The organism is uncultured Bradyrhizobium sp. (assembly GCF_947648125.1).
Taxonomy (GTDB): domain Bacteria; phylum Pseudomonadota; class Alphaproteobacteria; order Rhizobiales; family Xanthobacteraceae; genus Bradyrhizobium.
In genome coordinates this window covers 66,751-88,149 of the sequence record NZ_CANSMR010000028.1, presented here as the reverse complement: position 1 = coordinate 88,149, position 21,399 = coordinate 66,751, and the positions used below count along the sequence as shown (strand labels likewise).

At 62.1% G+C, this 21,399-nt stretch carries 23 protein-coding genes and 1 pseudogene; 17 read left to right on the top strand and 7 right to left on the bottom strand.

Annotation, left to right across the window (positions count from 1 at the left end; genetic code table 11):
* The coding region (groEL, locus tag Q0030_RS33055; RefSeq protein ID WP_298376926.1) for a chaperonin GroEL at nucleotides 1-846 on the top strand (846 nt) is incomplete at its 5' end.
* 577 nt (nucleotides 847-1,423) lie between these two features.
* Here the strand turns inward: groEL and Q0030_RS33050 are convergent.
* The gene (locus Q0030_RS33050) at nucleotides 1,424-1,573 is read right to left on the bottom strand and encodes a hypothetical protein (RefSeq protein WP_298376923.1); all 150 of its coding nucleotides are present in this window, start codon (nucleotides 1,571-1,573) and stop codon (nucleotides 1,424-1,426) included.
* Between the two features lie 93 nt (nucleotides 1,574-1,666).
* On the opposite strand from Q0030_RS33050, the gene Q0030_RS33045 reads away from it, so the two are divergent.
* Both Q0030_RS33045 and Q0030_RS33040 read left to right on the top strand, forming a co-directional pair.
* Nucleotides 1,667-1,882, top strand: a complete 216-nt coding sequence (locus tag Q0030_RS33045; protein WP_298376921.1) for a hypothetical protein — start codon at nucleotides 1,667-1,669, stop codon at nucleotides 1,880-1,882.
* 542 nt (nucleotides 1,883-2,424) lie between these two features.
* Nucleotides 2,425-3,717, top strand: coding sequence for a c-type cytochrome (locus Q0030_RS33040; protein WP_298376940.1), 1,293 nt, complete (start codon nucleotides 2,425-2,427; stop codon nucleotides 3,715-3,717).
* 125 nt (nucleotides 3,718-3,842) lie between these two features.
* Here the strand turns inward: Q0030_RS33040 and Q0030_RS33035 are convergent, their stop codons facing one another.
* Both Q0030_RS33035 and Q0030_RS33030 read right to left on the bottom strand, forming a co-directional pair.
* Nucleotides 3,843-4,088, bottom strand: coding sequence for a hypothetical protein (locus Q0030_RS33035; RefSeq protein ID WP_298376918.1), 246 nt, complete (start codon nucleotides 4,086-4,088; stop codon nucleotides 3,843-3,845).
* A gap of 108 nt (nucleotides 4,089-4,196) precedes the next feature.
* Entirely contained in the window at nucleotides 4,197-6,182 is a 1,986-nt protein-coding gene (locus Q0030_RS33030; protein ID WP_298376915.1) for a 4Fe-4S binding protein, read from the bottom strand.
* On the opposite strand from Q0030_RS33030, the gene Q0030_RS33025 reads away from it, so the two are divergent.
* From Q0030_RS33025 to Q0030_RS32980, 10 genes are all read left to right on the top strand, one after another.
* A complete protein-coding gene (locus Q0030_RS33025; protein WP_363323525.1) occupies nucleotides 6,157-7,098 on the top strand; it encodes a biotin/lipoate--protein ligase family protein in 942 nt (313 codons plus the stop codon). The two genes, Q0030_RS33030 and Q0030_RS33025, sit on opposite strands and share 26 nt — an antisense overlap.
* Entirely contained in the window at nucleotides 7,095-7,631 is a 537-nt protein-coding gene (locus tag Q0030_RS33020; RefSeq protein WP_298376913.1) for a DUF6505 family protein, read from the top strand. Before Q0030_RS33025 ends, Q0030_RS33020 begins: the two co-directional genes overlap by 4 nt.
* Nucleotides 7,628-8,635 (top strand): DUF6352 family protein, encoded by a 1,008-nt coding sequence (locus tag Q0030_RS33015; RefSeq protein ID WP_298376911.1) that lies wholly within the window; start codon nucleotides 7,628-7,630, stop codon nucleotides 8,633-8,635. The genes Q0030_RS33020 and Q0030_RS33015 overlap by 4 nt, the downstream gene beginning before the upstream one ends.
* The gene (locus Q0030_RS33010) at nucleotides 8,632-9,147 is read left to right on the top strand and encodes a DUF3305 domain-containing protein (RefSeq protein ID WP_298376909.1); all 516 of its coding nucleotides are present in this window, start codon (nucleotides 8,632-8,634) and stop codon (nucleotides 9,145-9,147) included. Before Q0030_RS33015 ends, Q0030_RS33010 begins: the two co-directional genes overlap by 4 nt.
* Nucleotides 9,144-9,800, top strand: a complete 657-nt coding sequence (locus Q0030_RS33005) for a DUF3306 domain-containing protein (RefSeq protein WP_298376907.1) — start codon at nucleotides 9,144-9,146, stop codon at nucleotides 9,798-9,800. Before Q0030_RS33010 ends, Q0030_RS33005 begins: the two co-directional genes overlap by 4 nt.
* 119 nt (nucleotides 9,801-9,919) lie before the next feature.
* Entirely contained in the window at nucleotides 9,920-10,696 is a 777-nt protein-coding gene (locus tag Q0030_RS33000; RefSeq protein ID WP_298376905.1) for a Cro/CI family transcriptional regulator, read from the top strand.
* A gap of 28 nt (nucleotides 10,697-10,724) precedes the next feature.
* On the top strand, nucleotides 10,725-10,934 hold the full coding sequence (locus tag Q0030_RS32995; protein ID WP_298376903.1) for a twin-arginine translocation signal domain-containing protein: 210 nt from the start codon (nucleotides 10,725-10,727) through the stop codon (nucleotides 10,932-10,934).
* 11 nt (nucleotides 10,935-10,945) lie between these two features.
* Nucleotides 10,946-13,891, top strand: a complete 2,946-nt coding sequence (locus tag Q0030_RS32990) for a formate dehydrogenase subunit alpha (protein WP_298376900.1) — start codon at nucleotides 10,946-10,948, stop codon at nucleotides 13,889-13,891.
* Between the two features lie 12 nt (nucleotides 13,892-13,903).
* The gene (fdh3B, locus tag Q0030_RS32985) at nucleotides 13,904-14,500 is read left to right on the top strand and encodes a formate dehydrogenase FDH3 subunit beta (RefSeq protein WP_298376897.1); all 597 of its coding nucleotides are present in this window, start codon (nucleotides 13,904-13,906) and stop codon (nucleotides 14,498-14,500) included.
* 33 nt (nucleotides 14,501-14,533) lie between these two features.
* Nucleotides 14,534-15,538, top strand: coding sequence for a formate dehydrogenase subunit gamma (locus Q0030_RS32980; protein WP_298376894.1), 1,005 nt, complete (start codon nucleotides 14,534-14,536; stop codon nucleotides 15,536-15,538).
* A gap of 30 nt (nucleotides 15,539-15,568) precedes the next feature.
* Here the strand turns inward: Q0030_RS32980 and Q0030_RS32975 are convergent, their stop codons facing one another.
* Nucleotides 15,569-15,691: a hypothetical protein gene (locus tag Q0030_RS32975; protein ID WP_298376892.1), complete on the bottom strand. Its 123-nt coding sequence runs from the start codon at nucleotides 15,689-15,691 to the stop codon at nucleotides 15,569-15,571.
* A 22-nt stretch (nucleotides 15,692-15,713) separates the two neighbouring features.
* Here Q0030_RS32975 and Q0030_RS32970 point away from each other — a divergent pair, with 22 nt between their 5' ends.
* Nucleotides 15,714-16,028: a hypothetical protein gene (locus Q0030_RS32970; RefSeq protein ID WP_298376889.1), complete on the top strand. Its 315-nt coding sequence runs from the start codon at nucleotides 15,714-15,716 to the stop codon at nucleotides 16,026-16,028.
* On the opposite strand, the gene Q0030_RS32965 is transcribed toward Q0030_RS32970, so the two are convergent.
* On the bottom strand, nucleotides 16,025-16,651 hold the full coding sequence (locus Q0030_RS32965; protein WP_298376886.1) for an Lrp/AsnC family transcriptional regulator: 627 nt from the start codon (nucleotides 16,649-16,651) through the stop codon (nucleotides 16,025-16,027). The genes Q0030_RS32970 and Q0030_RS32965 overlap by 4 nt on opposite strands.
* A gap of 443 nt (nucleotides 16,652-17,094) precedes the next feature.
* Between Q0030_RS32965 and Q0030_RS32960 the strand changes: the two are divergent.
* A pseudogene (locus Q0030_RS32960) lies at nucleotides 17,095-17,184 on the top strand (hypothetical protein); the annotation flags it as partial.
* A 440-nt stretch (nucleotides 17,185-17,624) separates the two neighbouring features.
* Nucleotides 17,625-18,680: a cell division protein FtsZ gene (ftsZ, locus tag Q0030_RS32955; protein ID WP_298376884.1), complete on the top strand. Its 1,056-nt coding sequence runs from the start codon at nucleotides 17,625-17,627 to the stop codon at nucleotides 18,678-18,680.
* A 199-nt stretch (nucleotides 18,681-18,879) separates the two neighbouring features.
* Here ftsZ and Q0030_RS32950 read toward each other — a convergent pair whose 3' ends face one another.
* Nucleotides 18,880-19,347 carry a hypothetical protein gene (locus tag Q0030_RS32950; RefSeq protein ID WP_298376881.1) on the bottom strand — a complete coding sequence of 156 codons (468 nt, stop codon included), beginning with the start codon at nucleotides 19,345-19,347 and terminating at the stop codon, nucleotides 18,880-18,882.
* A gap of 915 nt (nucleotides 19,348-20,262) precedes the next feature.
* Between Q0030_RS32950 and Q0030_RS32945 the strand changes: the two genes are divergently transcribed.
* Entirely contained in the window at nucleotides 20,263-20,424 is a 162-nt protein-coding gene (locus Q0030_RS32945; RefSeq protein WP_298376878.1) for a DUF2934 domain-containing protein, read from the top strand.
* 345 nt (nucleotides 20,425-20,769) lie between these two features.
* Here Q0030_RS32945 and Q0030_RS32940 read toward each other — a convergent pair whose 3' ends face one another.
* A complete protein-coding gene (locus Q0030_RS32940; RefSeq protein ID WP_298376875.1) occupies nucleotides 20,770-20,967 on the bottom strand; it encodes a hypothetical protein in 198 nt (65 codons plus the stop codon).
* Nucleotides 20,968-21,399 lie beyond the last annotated feature (432 nt).

Below are 21,399 nucleotides of genomic sequence, written 5' to 3'. Positions count from 1 at the left end.
GGCCTGAAGGTCGCGGCCGTCAAGGCTCCGGGCTTCGGCGATCGCCGCAAGGCCATGCTCCAGGACATCGCCGTTCTGACCGGCGGCCAGGCCATCTCGGAAGACCTCGGCATCAAGCTCGAGAACGTCACGCTCCAGATGCTCGGCCGCGCCAAAAAGGTTATGATCGACAAGGAGAACACCACGATCGTCAGCGGCGCCGGTAAGAAGGCCGACATCGAGGCCCGCGTCGCCCAGATCAAGGCGCAGATCGAGGAGACCACCTCGGACTACGACCGTGAGAAGCTGCAGGAGCGTCTCGCCAAGCTCGCAGGCGGCGTCGCGGTGATCCGCGTCGGCGGCGCGACCGAAGTCGAGGTGAGGGAGCGCAAAGATCGCGTGGATGACGCGATGCACGCGACCCGTGCGGCGGTCGAGGAAGGTATCGTACCAGGCGGCGGCGTCGCGCTGCTGCGCGCTTCCGAGCACCTCAAGGGCATTCGCACCAAAAACGACGACCAGAGGACCGGCGTCGAGATTGTGCGCAAGGCGTTGTCCTACCCGGCACGCCAGATCGCGATTAACGCCGGTGAGGACGGTTCCGTTATCATCGGCAAGATCCTCGAAAAGGACCAATACTCCTACGGCTTCGACTCGCAGACCGGCGAGTACGGCAACCTGATCTCGAAGGGCATCATCGATCCCACCAAGGTGGTTCGGGTGGCGATCCAGAACGCGTCCTCGGTGGCGGCTCTTCTGATCACCACCGAAGCCATGGTGGCCGAAGTGCCGAAGAAGAACGCGGGTGGCGGCGGCATGCCTCCGAGTGCGGGCGGGATGGGTGGCATGGGCGGTATGGACTTCTAACTCCGAATATTCAGAGCTCAACCATAAAGGCCCGGCAGTGATGCCGGGCCTTTGAGTTCGGCGGGTTTGTGCCACCTCCCGGTTACGCCGCGATTGTCGATACGACCAAGTTGCACGTAATTTGCTGGAGCTAGCTCAAGCTTGCTCATGATGGATTGGAGCGAGACCTGAAATTTTTCAAATGGTTAGTGAGCCGCGTGTGCATGACGTGTGCACCGGGAGATCAAGAAAAACAAAATCTGAACAGTCGTTCGAGGCGTGACGCGGACGTCGGCTCGACGCGATCGGATTGATGAGAGCAGGGCAGCTACCGACGACCGATAAGCTGGCGTCGTTCCGTCGGCGTTAGCGAACCGACCTGCCTTCGTGTCGCCATTGGGGAGGAGGCTGCCGTTCAAACGTAACGGTGAGGAATGTTGATGCCGGGATGAATTGCTCACGCGCTATCGATTCTGCGATTTTGTTTACCACCTACGAGCCGCGTACTTGCGCGCGCAAGCAACTTGCGAGAATGCTGGCGAGCATCGATTTCGAGGCCGACGGTTCGACCAAATGTCAACAAGGTGGAGAAGCAAGGTCATCTCGCGGATTGAACTTCAATCGCGGGTACTGCACCGGCAATTTTAGCAGCTTTCTTGTCGGCCACATCCTCGCGTACGAAGCCATTGCCGTCGACTTTAATCGGGCGGAACCGGAAAGGCGCTTCAGTAGAAAATTTCCAGGGCATGTGAGGCGGTTCACATCGCGACGCTGCGGTCAGCACTAATCAGATCACTGCAAAACTTCTTCGGGGACAGCTCCAACCGAACGGAGATTTCGCATGAAGGGTCTGATGGTAGCGGTCATCACCGCTTTTGCACTTCTTACCGCGGTGCTCGGCTTCCCGCGATCACACTCGGTCTCGGCCGTCGGGCGTGCCGACTTGGCAAGCAGTTCGACATTGCAAGAACTGCAAGGCGCCCGCGGCGCAGCCAAGTTGCCGGCCGAGGACTTCGACGACCGGTCCCTGGTCTTTCCGAGAGAGACGACGCGGTAGACAACCAACTGTCAGGCGAAGCGACCCGCAGCCAGGATCAACGCTGAGGGCGCGCTTCAGATTGAAACCTGGTCGGGCGACGAACGCTACGGGCCCAAGAAGGCGGCTGGAGGTGAGTCGTGGCTTCGGAGGAGACCAAGCGATTCCAATTCACCTCGATGAAGGTCGACCTCCAGGATAGCCGAGAGAAGCGTCAGCACGACCGCGACGAAAATGAGCGATGGTGACGTTTCACGGGGCACGTCGGCATCGTGTGGCGAAGTCGAATTGCGAAGTGACCGCCACAGCGAAATGAAATGCAGATACGCTTTGGGTCGTATTTGCATGCCGTCATCCTTGACGCTTCACGTTCAGCATAGGAGCCGGTGCCCCTCGGTTCAAGCCAACAAGACGCCATTGCGGCATTGAGTACCGGGGGCGTTCCGATCCCGCGGCGCAGCATGGAAACCGAACAACGGCTCCAGTCGTTGACCCTGGTCAAGCGCGTGCAAGCTATCCTGCAAGGCAACGGCAGCGTGCCGGAGCCGACCCGCGAGCCGCCGATGAACTGGCTCTCAAATCTGTACGTCGTTGCCGCCTTGTGGGCATTTGATTTAACGCCGGCGCAAGGCCAGCTCGCGGGTCATGGCGGACCCGTTCGGGCGATTGCGATCTCGAGTGATGGCAACAACGCTCTGTCAGGCAGCTTCGACACATCCGCCATTCGATGGTCACTCAAGACCGAATCCGCGGAGCAAGTCCTTCGTTTTCACTCCGATGCAGTGAATGCAGTCGCGTTCCTGAAGGACGGACGAATGGCGACAGCCGGAGCCGACGCGCGGATCGCGATCTGGACACCCGGCCGGGAGCAGCCGGATCAGGTCTTCGAGGGCCATCTCGCGCCAATCGTTTCGCTCGCCGTCTCGCCGGACGGAACACGGCTCGCCACGGCATCGTGGGATCATACGGTCGGCGTCTGGTCACTCGCCGGCGGCGCGTCGCAGGTGCTGAAAGGGCATACGCAGAACGTGAACGGAGTTGCCTTCTCTGCAGATGGACAATCGCTGGTCAGCGTCGGTTACGATCGCGAGTTGAGGATCTGGCCGATGGTGGCAGGAACGCCGGATGTCGTCCTGCTTCCGTCACCTCTCAATGCCGTGGCAGTCGCGCCCGACGGCGAGATCGTCACGGGCGGAGGCGACGGGAAAATACGGCTTCTGACATCGGATAGTCGTGAGACCGGCGAAGTTCAGGCCGGGTCGACCCCGATCGTCGCGTTGGCGATGTCCGCCGACGGCACGTTGATCGCGGCGACGGGAATTGGTGGAGGGGTTTCCGTCATCGACCGAAAGGCGCGGAGCATCGTGCAAGCGCTGGCCACTCAGGGAGCGCCCATTTGGTCGGTGGCATTCCTGCCCGACAACGCAACGTTGCTGACGGGAGGCGCGGACGGCAGGATCCGGCGCTGGAACGCGCGGACGGGCGATCCAATCGGCTCGTCGCTGCGGGATGCACAAAGCGATCCCCTGGCGCCCTATGCGGGAGATCGTGGCGCCGAGGTGTATAGGGCGTGTGTTGCGTGTCACACGCTGTCCGCGAAGGAGCCGCAGCGCGCCGGCCCTACGCTCGATGGCCTGTTTGGTCGCAGGATTGCGTCGTTGCCGGGATATCGCTTCTCCGACGCGCTGACGAAAATGGATATCGTCTGGACTCCCGAAACGGTGGCAAGACTCTTCGAACTCGGCCCGAATACCTATACGCCGGGCACAAAAATGCCGGAGCAGCGGATCGGCTCGGTCGAGGACCGCAAGGCGCTGACGGATTTTCTGGGGCGTGCGACGTTGGGGCGACGGTAGCGGCCCGTTACGCAGCTGTGTGCAGCTAGAGCGCTTTCGAGCAAAGTGGACACCGGTTCGCGTGAAGAAAACGCGTCAAAACAAGAATCTAGAGCTTCGGTTCTGATTCAATCAGAACCGAAGCTCTAGAAGCCGGGCCATTTCTCTACTGGGAGGTCCGTCAAGTTTGGATGCTCCTTGATCAGTTTGATGACGTCGACGTTTGGATGTTCCTTCAGGGCCTCGGAGACGCAGCTGTTGACATATTTCCGGCGGGCCAGCCATTTGATCTTCCTGCCCTTGGCTTGCGCCTTGCAGGCAACGATCGCCTGTTTCAGGGCGACCTTGTCGGCGTTCGACAGGCGCGCGGCTTCGACGGGCGCCGCGATCATCGCTGTGCCAAGGGCAACGCCAACGGCAACGAATGCAAAATGAGCTTTGGTGAGATGAGACATGGTGCGCCTTCCTAAAGTGTGCTGCTCCCCACAATCGAATTGGTTCTAATTCTTGGTTTCCCGTTCGCGTAGATAATCATCGGTCGTGCGAGGCGCCGCGCGTTGTGGCACGCCGGCAAACGGGTCGAACTGTTGCTCGCTCATGGTGATCACGCGGCAATCCGCGCACATTCTTACCGTATCGAGCCGCTTGTCGCCGGCGGGATACATCCAGTGCCGGCCCTCGAGTTTCGCTGCGATCTTCTCAATCGTGCTCTTCACGCCAAATGGTTTGTTGCAGCGGATGCAAAGCGCAGGCTCTTCCTCCTTGATGATCGTTGCCGGGGCCCTGGCGGCCCGGAAGTCGATCTGCGGCTTGAGCGTGATCACCTTTTCCGGGCACGTGCTCTGGCACAATCCGCATTGCACGCAGGCATCTTCGACGAATTTGAGCACAGGACGCTCGGGATCGTCGCGCAGCGCACCGGTCGGGCAGACCGACACGCAAGACAGACATAAGGTGCATCCCTCCACATTGACGCTGATCGCGCCAAGTGGTGCGCCTTCAGGCAGCGCGATGACGTCGACCGGCGAAGGAGCGCGGCTGTGAAGCTCGTGAAGCGCGAGGCGAAGCAATTCGCGCCGTTTGCCGACGGACCGGAAGGTCGCTGGGTGCTCGACGGTCGGCGCCGGCTCGATTGACCAGAGCGTCTTGCCGAGTGCGTCCGGATCGTCGGTTTCGATGGCTTCGACCCTGCGTCCTGCGAACCCAGGTCCTGCAAATCCAAGTCCGGAGATAATGGCATCAGCCATCGCGATCGTCTTGAAGAGGCCGGCGACGTCATGCCGCGGCTTTGCGCGAAGCAGAAAGCGGATCCCCGCCGCACCATAGGCGAAGGACGCGACGACGGCCTCGAGTCCAACCTGCGTCACCTCGTTCACCGCGAGCGGCAGCACGCTAGCCGGCAGCCCGTCGCCATGGCGGGCGAGCGCATCGATCAACGCGCTGCCGTGCTGGCTATCGTGGAACAGGACGACGGCATGGGTGCCGCCGGCCGCGTGATAGGACAAAAGCATCGCGCGCAATTTGTGTAACAGCGCGTCGGCCGGTGGCAGGGCATAGGTTGCCGCGCCGGTCGGACAGGCCGCGGCGCATTGGCCGCATCCGGCGCAAACCTCCGCATTGATCCTGACGTGATCGCCATCCGGTGTGATCGCCCCGGTCGGGCAAAGATCGAGGCAGCGATGGCACCCCGTTAGCTTCGACCGCGAATGCACGCAGAGCTCTGCGGCGAAGTTGACGTATTTCGGCTTGTCGAAACTGCCGACGAGATCGCGTGCCTTGAGGACCGCGCGCAGCATTACGGGCGGGTCTCCCGGGTCGGCGCGGAGATAACCTTCGCGCAGGTCATGCGCGGGAAAAAGCGGCATCCCGCCGGAAAGATCAAGGATGAGGTCGCAGCGCGACGTCAGGCCGTTGCGCGGAGCCTCGAACATCAGCGCCTCGCGCGAGGAGGGGCGAGGCGCGGCATAGTCGTCGATCTCAAGCTCGAAGGCGCCCAAATGTCCCTTGGCATTTCGAATCGTACCCTTGACGATCGGGAACGATGTCGTCGCCGGTGGCGCAATCTGCGCTGGCCTCGTGATCATGACCGTCACGTCGAGGTGATCTGCCAGCAGTTGGCCCGCTTCAACCGCGACGTCGTCGCGGCCATAGATCAGGATTACGCCCTCGCTTGACAAGGCGACAAACGGGTAGGCCGGCACGGGCTCCGACGCTGCCGCGAGCAGCCCTGCCGTTTTCGGCCCCGCCTGTCGCCCTTCCAGGGACCACCCTGCGGTCTCCCGGATGTTGACGAACTCCGTTCTTTCCGAGCGGCCCTCCATCGCATCGGCAAACAGCGGCGCCTCCTGGGTGCAGCCGACGATCATCGGGCCCGCGACCTTCGCTGCATCGCGAAACCGATCCAGCTCGGCTCGGCACAGGTGTCGGAATTCGGCGATCTCGCTGTTGCGACAGCCTCGCTTGATCGCAGCGGTGTCGAGACGCATCGTGTCTTCGCACGAGCAGATCAGGATCGTCTTCGGCGAATCCGGCATACGCGGCTATTCACCTCCCAAAGCGTCCGGGAACGAGGGGGCGGACTCGCGCCGTCCCCTTTGCTCGGATAAGCTATTATCACATGGGAAGAAATGGAAGCTGGAGGTCCGTCTGTCGCCGACCGTCCACACGCGCTCATCGATCCTGGAGCCCGTTGACCTGCCTCCGCCGTTCAGGCTGGTGAGGCTGCGCGAGAGGCGCGACGCCTTCGCCCATGCCATCGACATCGCGGAGAAGAGCGGGGCAGGCACGCTGACCTATGTGGGGCGGTTCGATCTCGCCGAGTTCGCCGTCGTGCTCGAACCCGCCGAGCCCTTGTGCACCGCGCGCCGCGCCTTCTATGCCGCCATGGTGGCATTGACCGACGCCTTGCGCGCCTATGCACCCCCGAACAAGCAGGTCGCCATCGACTGGCCGGATGCGGTCCGTGTCGACGGCGGGCTCGTCGGTGGCGGCCAGCTTGGCTGGCCATCGTCCGCGAAAGAGGATGAGCCGCCGCGTTGGTTGGTGTTCGGTGCCATGATCCGGACGGTTGCGATGACCGAGGCGGAAGCCGGCGTTCATCCACTCGCTTCGGCGCTCGATCAGGAGGGCTTTGGCGAAGCCGGCGCGGTTCAAATCACGGAAAGCTTTGCGCGGCATCTGATGCTCGCGACCGAAACCTGGCACGTCGACGGTTTTGACGCCGTTGCACGCGAATTCCTGAGTCTGCTGACGGACGAGCCGCAGACCTCTCGCGCGATCGCTGACAACGGCGATCTTCTGGTGCGTCGGGTTGGAGTAGATGCGACCGAGCGGCACGATTTGAGGAAATACCTGCGATCGTCCTCGTGGCTCGATCCGAAGCTCGGAGGACCGCGCCTGTGAAGCTCTTGCGCACCATCGCGCTCGACCCGTCCGACACGTTCGTATTCGACGTGCCCGCGGAGCCCGGCGAATGGGCGGTGTCGGGCGCGTTCCGTTTTCTTGATCGAGATTTGGCGCAACTGCACGGCAAGGACCGTGCCGCTTTCCGCGGCGGTTTTCTCGGCGTGCAATCCTGGGGCTGGTCGACGCTTGCGCAGATCGTCCCCGCGACCGAGGACGATCGCCGGGCGCTGGTGGAGCTCCTTGCGAGGCGACTGGTCGAGCGGTTCGGCGCGCCGGATCTTTCAACCGCGAGCATGGCGGCGGAAGAGGAGGTCGCCTTTGCGCAATCGCTCTGTGCCCGTCCCGTCAGCGTGCTGATAGCCGTCCACCGCTCGATGATCGATGGCGAGGTCCGCGAGTCATTCCGAAGCTTGCGACTGCGGGAGGGGCAGGGGCACGGCAAGGCGTTCTCGTTCATGGAACTGGAGGATGACTCCGATCCCGACGGCAATCTCAACCTTGCGGACATGAGCAAGGAGCCAGGGCGATGAGGGATTTCTGGATCGCCTGCGGCCACCATCTGCTCGATCGCAGCGCGAGCGGCGGGCTCGTTGTCACGGACGAATACCTGAAGGCCTACTTCGCGCGCCCCGAGCTGATGCCGCCGGACGACGCCTGTCCAGTCGAGCGTCGCTTGCACCGGCAATTGCTGGCCGATCCGCGCCTCCCGGTCGGGGACAAGGAGGCGGCCGCGATCGCCGATGCCGATGCGCGAGAAAACTGGCAATTCGTGCTGGCATTTCGTAACCTCCTGCTGCGCCATCCGACGCTGGAGGCGGCCTATCTCGCGATGGTTCGTTCCGGTTCGGTCAATCTGCCGCCGCTGTTCATGAACCAGCTGGTGCATGTGATCCTGCGCAATGCGCTTGATCGCTGCGAGGATCCGTTTCAGCTGCGCGCGGCCGAGTTGTTCTTTCGGCCGCAACGGATTCTGTCGCACGAGCATTTGCTGCTGCTGGGCGACGAGGAAATCCTTGGTGCGCGCAGCCCGACGCCGGTGCTGTCGCTGATGTCCATGCTGGGCGCGACGGGCGATACCCAGCTCGACGTTCTCAGCGAGGAGAATGCCGACGGCTATTGGCAACGCAGTGACCAGTTCGATATGGCGCTTGATCTGACCGGCGGAGGGCGGGGGCAGGCCGCGCTGGCCGACGCGATGCGGCGCTGGATCTCGCATCTGCTCGGGATCGATGTGACGATCGAGCCGCTGACCGAACTGCGCAACGCAGAACTCACCTGGTATGTGGGCCTGGATTCCGAAGCGACCCGGATCGGCGACCGGCTTTGGCAGGACGAATCCCTCGACGACCGCACCGCGGGGCGCGTGCTGGCGTTGTTTCGGCTGAGCTTTGCGGATCCCGGCCTGGTCGTTAACGCCGTCGGGCACACGCCGGCCTATCTGATCCTTGCAACGACGTCCGATCAGGTCGTCCGGATGAAACCGCAGAATTTGGTGACGGGATTACCAATCAAGCATCTGGAGGCTGCGACGTGAGCCCTGTCGCACAGCCGCTGTTGCGTATCTCCGTTGGCGTCGTGGTCGAGCGCCGCAGGGCGGAGTCTCCATGGATCGACGTCGTCTGGCGCGCCATCGGGGTGCTGCCGGACGAGCCGGAGATGAAGCCGTGGACGGTGATCCGCGAACAGGACGGGGTGACGCTGTTCTACGCCGGCAGCGCAACAGTGGATCTCTACCGCTCGGAAACCGAGCGCTACCGTGACAACCTCGTCTCCGGTGGGCCAAGCATCTGGGTCGTGTTGAGCCCCGCCGAGGGGACTTGGCCCTACCTCGTTTCCTCGGTCACGGCGGATCCCGCGGAGGGGGAGTCGTTCACGGGGGCCGGCGCCAATCTCGTCGAAGCGGTGCCGATGCCAGAGGTGTTGCACCGGGCGATTGAAGATTTCATTGCCGAGCACCACGTCGAGAAGGAGTTCTTCAAGCGCGAGCGGAGCCGCGCCGATCCGGAAGCGCTGGCGCAACTGCGCCGTGAAGGTGGGCACGAATGAGCGAAGACGACTTTTTGGCGCGCTGGTCGCGGCGCAAGCAGGCAGCAAGGGGCGGCCACGCTGAACCAAAGCCCGAACAACCCGTCGAGGCGCATGCGCCGGCGGCGTCCGACCCTGACGTGGCGGAGCCCTGCCCCACGGAGGCGGACTTGTCGAGCCTGCCGCCCCTCGACTCGATCGGCGCCGCGACCGACGTCTCGGCCTTCCTGCGCAAGGGCATTCCTCAGGAGTTGAGCCGTGCGGCGCTTCGCCGGGCCTGGACGGCCGATTCTGCCATCCGCGATTTCATCGGGCTCGCGGAGAGCGCATGGGACTTCAACGACCCGGCCGCCATGCCCGGCTTCGGTCCGCTCGACTATTCGGCCGAGCAGATTGACGCACTCGTCCGCCGCGTTGTCGGGGAGGTCGTGGAAGCCGCCGGGAATGCTACCAACGCGCTTGCACAGACCGTCGAAGACACCACGCGACCGACTCCTGCTGGAGACGATCTGGCGCAAGCATCAGGTCGGGTGAAGCCGTTTGCGGAATCCTCGCCGGTTGATGAGGCCGCCACCGCTGATCCGGTGCCAGACTCTGCTGCACCGCAACTGCCAGCCGCGAGCGAAGATACTCCCGTTCGGCACCGCACACACGGTGGCGCGCTGCCGCGATAGGCTGCGACCAAATGCTATAGCCTCAAGCTATGCCTTCGATTGACCGCTTCCCGGCACCCGTCTAGTCTTGGATGAGCAAACGCTATCAAGCGCTTGACCCCTCTGGATGGGAGGGCGGCGTGCGCGAGGCCGGCCTTGAACAAGCCATAGATGCCGCGGGCGGCGTAGCCCAGCTAGCCCGGAAAATCGGCATTGCCCAGCCCTCAGTGTCGAACTGGAACCGGGTGCCCGCGCAGCGCGTGATCGCTGTCGAAGCCGCGACAGGCGTATCGCGGAAAGTCCTCCGACCCGATCTTTATGGCGAGCTTGAGATGTCGGACATGCTTGATCCGATCGAAGCGGCACGCGCGCAGGAATACGCTCTGCTCGCGACCCTGCTCTCGTCCGCGCCATCACGTACCTTCCTTGAACGGATCGCGCTCCTGAGCGGCGATGCTACTCCGCTTGGGCGCGCCCACGCCTCTCTTGCGGAGGCCGCTTCGATTGCGGTCGCAACCGAGGTCGAGCGCGAATTTTTCGACCTGTTCGTCGGCGTCGGGCGCGCCGAGCTGTTGCCCTACGCGTCCTACTATCTGACCGGCTTTCTCAACGAACGCCCGCTGTCGCGACTTCGCAACGATCTGACCGCGCTCGGCATTGAGCGAATGGAGAGCAATCCAGAACCCGAGGACCATGCAGCGACGCTCTGCGAGATCATGGCGGGCCTTGTGGCTGGTCGCTTCCCGGCGACGCTAGAAACACAGCGCGCCTTCTTCGACAAGCATTTGTCCCGCTGGATTGGACGTCTGTTCGCCGACATGACGAAGGCGGAAAGCGCCAGGTTCTACCGAGCGGTCGGGACGGTGGGATGCGTGTTCTTGGAGATTGAGACGGAGGCCTTCAAATTCGCCAATTGACCGGCTGCCCCGGTCCAGGAGAGCTGCAATGAGCGATGAGAAGAAAATGACGGCAGGCCGCCGCGACTTCCTTCGCAAGGTCGGAATCGGCACGATTGGCGCCGGCGCTACGCTGGCAACCCCCTTGATCGCGCCGGCGCAAGCCGACAGCGAGACCGAGGCTGAGAAGCGCAAGGCGCGCTACAAGGAAACCGACCACGTGAAGGCGTACTACCGCGTCAATCGCTATCCGCGTTGAGGGAGGCGGCCATGTTGATCAGGAGAACACAGCGTTCCGAATCCGACCGACGTGGATCCGTCGCGGCCCTCCTGTCCGGGCAAACCGGCGGTCTCGACCGCCGCACGTTCCTACGCCGGTCCGGCCTTGCCGGTGGGGCGTTTGCAGCGCTCAGCACGCTGCCTCTCGGCAGCGTTCGCAAGGCGGAAGCTGCCGCCGCGGGGCCGCTCACCGCGGGAGCGACTGTTCGCAAGAGCATCTGCACGCATTGCTCGGTTGGATGCACCGTGACTGCGGAAGTGCTGAACGGCGTATGGATCGGCCAAGAGCCGACCTGGGATTCCCCGATCAATCGCGGATCGCATTGTGCCAAGGGCGCCTCCGTGCGCGAACTTGTGCACAGCGAGCGGCGGTTGCGCTATCCGATGAAGCTCGTCGGCGGGCAGTGGACCCGGGTCTCCTGGGAGACCGCGATCAACGAGATCGGCGACAAGCTCCTGGACGTGCGCGAAAAGTCGGGACCCGATTCCGTCTATTGGCTCGGGTCGGCCAAGATGACCAACGAGGGTTCCTATCTGTTCCGCAAGCTCGGCGCGTTCTGGGGCACCAACAACACCGACCATCAGGCGCGTATCTGCCATTCGACGACCGTCACGGGTGTAGCCAACACCTGGGGCTACGGCGCGATGACCAACAGCTTCAACGATATCCGCAATGCCAAGACCCAGATCATCATGGGTGGCAATCCGGCCGAGGCGCATCCGGTGTCATTGCAGCATCTGCTCGAAGGCAAGGAGCTTCAAAAGGCCAACTTCATCGTCATCGACCCGCGCCTGACGCGAACCGCCGCGCACGCGACCGAATATGTTCGTATGCGGCCGGGCACCGACATTCCAGTGCTCTACGGTATGATGTGGCACATTCTCCAAAACGGTTGGGAGGACAAGGAATTCATCCAGCGGCGCGTCTACGGGTTCGACGATCTCCGCAAGGAGGTGGAGAAGTGGAATCCGGAAGAGGTCGAGCGCGTGAGCGGCGTTCCCGGCGAACAGCTCAAGCGCGTCGCCAAAATGCTTGCTACGGAGAAGCCGGCGACGCTGATCTGGGCCATGGGGCAAACGCAGAAGACGGTCGGTACCGCCAATGTGCGGGCGAGTTGCATAGCATTGCTGTTGACCGGCAACGTCGGCATGTCCGGCGCCGGCGCCAACATCTTCCGCGGCCACGATAACGTGCAGGGAGCGACCGATGTCGGGCTCGATATCGTCACGCTGCCGTTCTACTACGGCCTCGCGGAAGGCGCCTGGAAGCACTGGTCGCGGGTTTGGGAGGTCGACTATGAGTTCCTGAAGTCGCGCTTCGATTCCAAGCAGATCATGGAAACCCCCGGCATCCCGCTCACGCGCTGGTTCGAGGCGGTGACGTTGCCGAAAGACCAGGTCGCGCAGAAAGACAATGTGCGGGCGGTGTTCGTGCAGGGACACGCCAGCAATAGCATCACCCGTATTCCGGAATCTCTGAAGGGCCTGAAGGCGCTCGACCTGCTTGTCATCGCCGACCCGCATCCAACCACCTGGGCCTCGCTCGCCGTGGAGGCCGGGCGCAAGGACAGTCTCTACGTTCTCCCGATTGCCACGCAATTCGAGTGCAAGGGATCGCGAGTCGCCTCGAACCGCTCGCTGCAGTGGGGCGAGCAGATCGTGAAGCCGATCTTCGAGTCCAAGGACGACCTCGAGGTGATCTATCTGATGGCGAAGAAGTTCGGCTTCGCCGACAAGATGTTCAAGAACATCAAGGTCGAGAACAATCTGCCCGAGGCCGAGGATATCCTGCGCGAGATGAATCGCGGCAGCTGGTCGACCGGCTATTGCGGGCAATCGCCCGAGCGCCTCAAGGCGCATATGAAGAACCAGGCCAAGTTCGATTTTCTGACCATGCGAGCTCCCAAGGACGATCCGGAGGTCGGCGGCGACTATTACGGCCTGCCTTGGCCGTGCTGGGGCTCCCCGGAACTCAAGCATCCGGGCACTCCGCTGCTCTACAACACCAATCTGAGTGTGATGGATGGCGGCGGGACGTTCCGGCCGCGCTTCGGCCTCGAGCGCGAGGAGAAGCTGCCCGACGGGACGACGCGGAAGGTGAGCCTGCTGGCGGACGGGTCCTATTCCAGGGGTTCGGAGATAAAGGACGGCTATCCGGAATTCACACTGGCGAGCCTGAAGAAACTCGGCTGGGACAGGGATCTGACGGAAGCGGAGATGGCCACGATCAACAGGATCAATCCGGCCACTCCCGACGCGGTGTCGTGGTCGCTGGATCTCTCGGGCGGCATTCAGCGCATCGCACTGATGCACGGCTGCGTGCCTTACGGTAACGGCAAGGCGCGCATGAATGCGTTCGGCCTACCGGATCCCATACCGGTTCATCGCGAACCGATCTACACGCCGCGCGTCGATCTCGTAGCGAAATATCCGACGCTGCCCGATGCCAAGCAGTTTCGCATGCCCAACATCGGGTTCTCCGTGCAGAAGGCCGCGGTGGAGAAGGGGATCGCCAAGCAATTCCCGCTTATCCTCTCCTCGGGACGTCTGGTCGAATATGAGGGCGGCGGCGAGGAGACGCGCACCAATCCGTGGCTCGCCGAGCTGCAGCAGGACATGTTCATCGAGATCAGCCCGGCTGATGCCGCGGACCGCGGCGTCAAAGACGGCGGCTGGGTCTGGGTCACCGGCGCCGAAAACAATTCGCGGGCCAGGATGAAGGCGCTCGTTACCGAGCGTGTCGGCAAGGGCGTCGCCTGGATGCCATTCCACTTCGGCGGCTGGTTCGCGGGCAGGGATCTTCGCGGCAACTATCCGAAGGGCACCGATCCGATCGTGCTCGGCGAAAGCGCGAACACGATCACGACCTACGGATACGATCCGGCGACCGGCATGCAGGAGCCCAAAGTCACTCTCTGCCAAATCGCGGCAGCATAGGGAGCAACGACCATGGCACGTATGAAATTCCTCTGCGACGCCGACCGTTGCATCGAGTGCAATGCCTGCGTCACCGCCTGCAAGAACGAGCACGAGGTGCCTTGGGGCATCAACCGGCGCCGCGTTGTTACCATCAATGACGGCAAGCCCGGCGAGCGTTCGGTCTCGATGGCCTGCATGCACTGCACCGACGCGCCCTGTGCGGCTGTCTGCCCGGTGAATTGCATCTACACCACCGACGACGGCGTCGTACTTCACTCCAAGGATCTGTGCATCGGCTGCGGTTATTGCTTCTACGCCTGCCCGTTCGGGGCGCCGCAATATCCGAAGATCGGTAATTTCGGCTCCCGCGGCAAGATGGACAAGTGCACGTTCTGCGCCGGCGGACCCGAGGCCGACGGCAGCAAGGAGGAGTACGAGAAATACGGGGCCAATCGCCTCGCCGAGGGGAAATTGCCGCTCTGCGCCGAGATGTGCTCCACCAAATCGTTGCTCGCCGGTGATGGCGAGATCATCGCCCAGATCTACAAGGAACGTGTGATGAAGCGCGGTTACGGGTCAGGCGCCTGGGGCTGGAAGACCGCTTATCGCGAGACCATCGCGTCCTGAACGCAAGACTCGCGCAAATCTCGGGAGGACCTCATGGCGTCTCTTGCAAAATGCGTCCGTCTCGCCCTGGGCGCATGGGTGCTTTCGTTGATGATCAGCGCGTCGGTGCCGTCCATCGCCCAACAAGTCAACCCGACCGCCAGCGCGGTGAAGGAGCAACAGCTTCTGCAGGAGCTCAACCGGATTCAAGGACGCGTCAGCATTCCGGATCAGCGGTCGGGCGTGCTGGAGCAGCCGGCAGGGCGCGAGTGGCGGGAATTCCGCAACGTCACCCTGCGCTGGATCGGCGGAATTGCCATTCTCGGCACGCTTGCCGTGCTCGTCGTCTTTTATCTCGCCTGCGGCATGGTCCGTCTGCAGGGTGGGAGGGCGGGGCGCACGATCGTGCGCTTCAGCGCATTCGAGCGCTTCGTACACTGGATGACCGCGACCTGCTTCATCACTCTGGCGATCTCCGGACTGAACATCACCTTCGGCCGTCCGCTGCTATTGCCGTTGATTGGCCACGAGGCATTCTCCGAGTGGTCGCAATGGGCGAAGTACGCGCATAACTATCTGAGCTTCCCATTCACCATCGGGGTGGTGCTGATCTTCCTGATGTGGCTCGGCGGTAATATTCCGAACAAGGTCGATGTCGAGTGGATCAAGCGCGGTGGCGGCATCGTGGGTCACGATCACCCGCCAGCCTATCGTTTCAACGCCGGCCAAAAGGCGGTCTACTGGATCGTCGTGATCGGCGGCGCTGCCGTTGCGGTCACCGGATATGAGCTGATGTTCCCGTTCTACCTGTCCGGCATCGAAGGAATGCAAATGGCCCAGATGGTCCACTCGACCGTGGCGATGCTGTTCGTCGCGGTGATGTTGGCCCACATCTACATCGGCACCATCGGCATGCAGGGTGCGTTCGAGGCGATGGGCAGTGGCACCGTGGACGCCAATTGGGCGAAAGAGCACCACAGCCTCTGGCTCGACGAGGAAGATGCGCGCGCCGCGACCAATGATGCGCGCTCGAAGCCGGCCGCCACGGCGGCGGAGTAGGAGCAACGCAGCCCCGGGCGGCCGAGGTCGCTAAAGCCGCACGGCCATCGTTGCAAAGGCCTCCGCGACCGGCTCTTGTACGCGGTCAAGAGCCGCGGCGCCGACTCCTGCCGTGACGGCGGCGGCCACGCAGGCGAGCAGAAAGGCTCTCATGGCAATCCTCCCAAGAGGTCGAATGCTGCAGGAGCTTACACAAAATGGATCGTGGCGGACAGCGCTGTTCCCTCGAGCCGGCTTTCGGCTCATGCTGCTGCCTTTCGCGGCGACGAGTACAGGTGACCTTTTAGCCGACCGCTTCCCTAGTCATCTTGAGAGCTTCTTCCCTCGCCAGGCCGGGATGGTCTTTCGGGAATTGCGCCAGATGCAGCCGGTCCTTGTCGGCGGCCTGCTCCGCAAAAACCCCTTGCCAGACGGCTTCAGCACCTTGAACCGGGGATTGGCGGACAATTACTTGATGAACCTGAAACGACAAGAGCTGCCCGGTCGCTAGAAGCTGGCCACACTGTGGTCGAGCGCGCGCGAAGTCTCGATGCTCATGCCGCCGTCGATCCGCGTTTGAAGGGCGGCGTCGTAGTGTGACTTGGCAGGTCTCTCGATGCGCCTGGAGGCCGGACTGGGCGACTTGATTTGAACAGGTTGATTGGAGTCGATAGGAAGTACCGTCTTGTGAGAAATCCGCTTCAAGGCCAGGTTTGAACGAATGCTGGTCACGCCTTGTATGCGCGAGAGCTTGTTGACGATGAGGTCTTCGAGCGCCTCGATATCGGACACCATCACGCGCAGAAGATAATCGCTATCGCCCGTCATCAGGTAGCACTCCATCACCTGGTTCAGGCGATCGATCGAGCGCGTGAAATTCTCGAGTGAGAGCTGGACCTGCTTCTCGAGCTTGACTTGGATGAACGCGGTAACGCCGATCCCGACGACCGCCGGATCCAGCACGGCAATTCGCCGGTCGATCACGCCAAGTTTCTCGAGCGTGCGAAAGCGGGCGAGGCAGGGTGACGGTGAGAGATTCACGCGCGATGCAAGCTCGACGTTGGTCAAGCCGGCATTCTGCTGCAGTTCATTCAGAATCTTGATGTCGATCCTGTCCAGAGCGGTCGTCGTCATTCGATTTCTCCCTGGCAAACCGTGGCTTCATCGAGGCCGGTCCCGCGCGTTATCTCGCGTGGTGACCTCTCCATGACGGCGATGCTAACCGCTCGTCAAACGGTTCGTCAGCCGGCCGCATCACTATCGGGCTGCCGAGTTTAAGTAACGACCAGGCTCGCTGTCGCGCATCAAATAGCGATTCCCAATTTGGCTGGCGTCACGCCTGTCCTCGCGCGCTGATCACAAGCACTATTCCGCCCGCTGGCGTGAGGCCAATCCCTATGGTTTGATAGCTTTGGCCGAGGTCCACCGATCGAGCGTTTCGTGGCAAGCGAGCGCGCGGAAACGAGAAACGAAATGGCCCGCGTAAGCGATGAGCGACCGAGACAAGATCTTTAAGCAGACGTCCTGTCGTCGGGGGGAGGTGCGGCTGCCTCGCAGCCTGCACCGCGGCAAGAGCGGGTGTCCGCGTCTTGCTCCTGGAGAACTACGGCTTCTGCGGCGGCGCGGCTCTGTTGGATCGGCAGCCGACCAATACATCGCAGCGCTGACGTCGCCGAGTTTCCGCCATTGTTCGTCGGCGCGTCGTTGTGGGATCGTCCGCGCAATGTCCATTGGCTCGGCAAGCCCGGCGAGGCCACGCACTTTCGAGATGAGGTCAGATGATGGGCTACAATCCCCGCCGGCCACGCTCAAGTGGCAGACCGCTGCTTGCCCGTTAGGAATTCGTTAACCATCGCGGCCTAGCCTAACTTCATAGCTTAGTCATCATCAGCCGATTGCCGCTCGGTTCGTTCTAGGAGAACAGCCGGTGTCCGCCGAGACGCTGACATATGCCGCACTGGGTGCGTACCTGAAAATCTCGCCAGTGGCCTTTGTCGCTTGCTAAGCGACCGCGCTTGCTGCGCTCACTTTCGGAGCAAAATCCTAGTGTATAGCAAAATCCGTGTCCCCTCATTCCCCAGCTCGGTGGAGCAATGGTGAGGCAAAAATGACCGATATTTGCGAGATGAAGGCGCGCATTACCGTGTTTGGGGTCGGCGGTGCCGGTGGCAATGCAGTCAACAACATGATCGCGGCCGGGCTGCAAGGCGTCGACTTCATCGTCGCCAATACCGATGCACAGGCGCTTACCATGTCGAAGGCCGACCGTCTCATCCAGATGGGCACGCGGGTGACGGAAGGTCTCGGCGCTGGCTCGCATCCTGAAGTGGGGCGCGCCGCAGCCGAAGAGACAATCGACGCGATCCGCGATTCTTTGACCGGCGCGCACATGGTGTTCGTTACTGCCGGCATGGGCGGCGGTACCGGCACCGGCGCAGCGCCCATTATCGCCAAGACCGCGCGCGAGCTTGGCATTCTCACCATCGGTGTAGTCACCAAGCCATTCCACTTCGAGGGCCAGCGCCGCATGCGCCTTGCCGAGGCCGGCATCGCGGAACTACTGAAGGTGGTGGATACTCTGCTGATCATCCCAAACCAGAACCTATTCCGGGTGGCCAACGAGAAGACCACGTTCTCCAATGCTTTCGCGTTGGCCGATCAGGTGCTTTATTCGGGGGTGGCCTGCATCAGCGACCTCATAGTCAAGGAAGGTCTGATCAACCTCGATTTTGCCGACGTTCTCGCCGTAATGCGCGAGAAGGGCAAGGCCATGATGGGCAGGGGCGAAGCTTCTGGCGCAAACCGCGTGCTCACCGCCGCCGTGGCCGCGATTTCAAATCCACTGATCGAGGACCCCTCGATCAAACGTGCCAGCGGCCTCATAATCTCCATCACTGGCGGCAAGGACCTGATGTTATTCGAGGTCGACGAAGCTGCTACCCGCATTCGCGACGAGGCCGACCAGGACGCCAACATCATCATTGGCGCATCGTTTGATGAAAGCCTGGAGGGTATCGTCCGCGTCTCGGTAGTGGCGACCGGCATCGATAATCTCGACCCGGCGCCCCGCCCGCAACCAGCGGAAAGCCCACTTACAGAACTCGCCGGCAGGCTGCGCAACGACAGCCGTCAGATCGCCGGATCGAGCGCAGTACACCGCTGACCGACGCGCACCGCATCGGGGCGTCGGTCCAGTCCGCTCAATACAGGAGCGATTCCGGATCCGCGTCCATGAACGATGGGCACTCGGCTACTTCCGATGTGGGCACGTTCCGGACTAGTCGGCCCGGTCTGACGATGTACGTTCATCGGGGTAGAGTGGACTCTCCGCGAATGGCTCTCCATTTCCGAGTTTGACCCAACTAAGACGTTGGTGCGGGGCTTCTGTCCCGCGTTTTGCGATTAGGACCACGGCGGCTCTTCGTTCGCCCCGGCTGCCTCGTGGTGGATCGTGACGCCTGGGGTAGTGGCAAATTGCTTGGACGGTGGTGAGCACAGTGATGCACAAACAAATACCAACCATAGGCAATCAGCGAGCCCGCTAGGAATACACCGCCGGCAATTGAATAAACTAGCGCGAAGCAAGCCCATATTTTCCAGAAAACTGTAAGCACCGGCTCGTCGGGATTGGCATGATACAGCGCGTGTTGCGTCGGTGCTAGACTGTGTAGCACGAAGCGATGAACGACATATTCGCTGAGGGTCCATGCGACAGCTCCACCTGCGAAAAGCGCACCGGCGTACGTCGTTTCGAGCGGTGAGATCGCAAGCAGCACGATTGCGAGCAGGGAGGCAACTAACATCTCGCCGAAATAGGTGATGGCGGTCATGCTCCAGCTTAGGCGCTCGACCATCGGATGCGCAAACCCGACATCGAAAGTGGGGCGATGAGCCCCATCAACGGGCTACGAGCTGGCTTGCGAAAGGAGAGGCAGTCGGGCGTGCACTGCACTACGAATGTAGTTCCCTGTTGCGACCAAAGCAAAAGGCCCGGCATCGCTGTCGGGCCTTGCGAATACGGATGTCGTTCTGGAAAACTCCGCCGCGACCTGCCAAACAGTGGGGGCGATCATGAGAGCCGGAAATTTATAGCGAGGAAGCTGAGGCGAGCGGCGCGGCGGGGCGACACGACGCTCGGTGCATTGGAATCCGTCGCTCGCCATGCGCTTGAGGATCTCATGCGCCGGAAGATTGCTTAGGCGTCGATCGGATGCATTTCGACCGTGATGTTGCGCTGGCGCCACCAATGGCCGCAGCGCGGCGCCTATCGTGCTGAGGGGGGACTGCACATGTATGACGTCTATCTAAGCGCACAGAAAGACCTTCTGGTCGTTCCATCCGGAATATCCGTTCCGTCGAAATTGAACGGCAGTTGGCGCAAGAAGAAGCGGGCCGTCCGTTCGGTTAGCGAGAAAATCCGCGCGGACGTCCAGCTCCCGCGGCTACCATCGCCGGAAGTTGGTTGGTCGCAGAGCGGGGACCATCAGCGGCTAACATAAGCCGGCGAGCGCCTGGGCGCTCACCCGAGGCGTGCCTCGTTCACCTTCTCACGAACTCGTCGGTGCTCCGGAGCGAACTCTACGACCGCTCGATGGAATTCGGCGGGGATGGCGAACGTCTGTTACGTGGAACCCAGAACCCGGACTTGGATTAGTCTTCAGGTCAGTCCCACCATCATTGCTGGCCTGCATGATTCTCGCGTTCACCCCATACCTGGACGGGACCGCGCCTATCGGGAGGTGGACATGGCAGAACCCACAGAAGAAGAAATACGAACGTATGCCCATCAACTCTGGGAGAAGGCTGGACGGCCTGAAGGCCGCGACAAGGAATTTTGGGATTTGGCCGAACAAGAGCTGCGGAATCAGGACAAAGCCTCGCCCCTCCGCACGCCGGACAACCTGTAGATAGACAGGGGGTGCTGGGCCTACGGACACGGAACGCGTCGGTGGTCGGTCCATTAGACCCCTATGGCCGAAGCGCTCAAGCAAGCTCTACGTTGCGTTTGCGGGTGATACCGCGGGTGTCGCGCAGCGTTGAAATGACTGAGCGATGACGAGGCGAAGCAGCGAGCCGAGGCGTAACTCGGAAGCCCACGAGATTGTCGAGCCTTGCGGAACGCACCAGGCAACGACGCTCGACGGGATTGCAAAGCCGTGCTTCCCGACGTTGCAAATGCCGGTAGAGTAGGACCCCTGCCAAGGCGGGGAAGCGTTTGAGATTCCCCGTGGCCTGCGCTTCATTTCCGACGCTTAACTTGCCTTTGTGCGGTTGGCCGCTTCAGCCAGCCGCGCCAGCCGTTCTGCCTTTAGGCGCTCGCGATTATCGTGGAATGCTTTCTGCGCTTTGGCGTAATCGGTCATAGCTCCCTTTGCCCTGACCGCCTTAAATACCTTGTGGGCTTCGCGTTCCGCCGCCGTGGTTGCCCGCCGTTCTCGGTCATTGATCATAGTTTACCTCCCATTTGGGCTTAGCGGTCAACGCGCAGAGCTGGTTTTCGATCCTATGCTTTTCGGTCGCGGCACACCTTCTGAAATTCGTCTTCGCCGACAACTGCCAAAGCCATGGCGTCACTCTCGACTGGTCGCTCAGCAGCGCATGAAGCGCCATCGACGGTCGCACCGGAAGCGGCTGCGCTCGCGCCGCCGGCGACTGTCTCGCTAATCCCAGAAAGGGACGCCGCCGGGATCGAAATGCAACGCCCGGCGGCGCTCATTCCTAAGCTGGGACGCTGAAATCCCCAGCACCAAGCAAACTGCAGACATTATGCCACCCGGGCGACGACAATGATTAATCCGAACCCCCGTTTTGCCGGCGGCTTTTCGCCGTCCGCTACTGGTGCCTTGTTTTCCGTGTCACTCGTTAAGGGGCCTGACGGCACG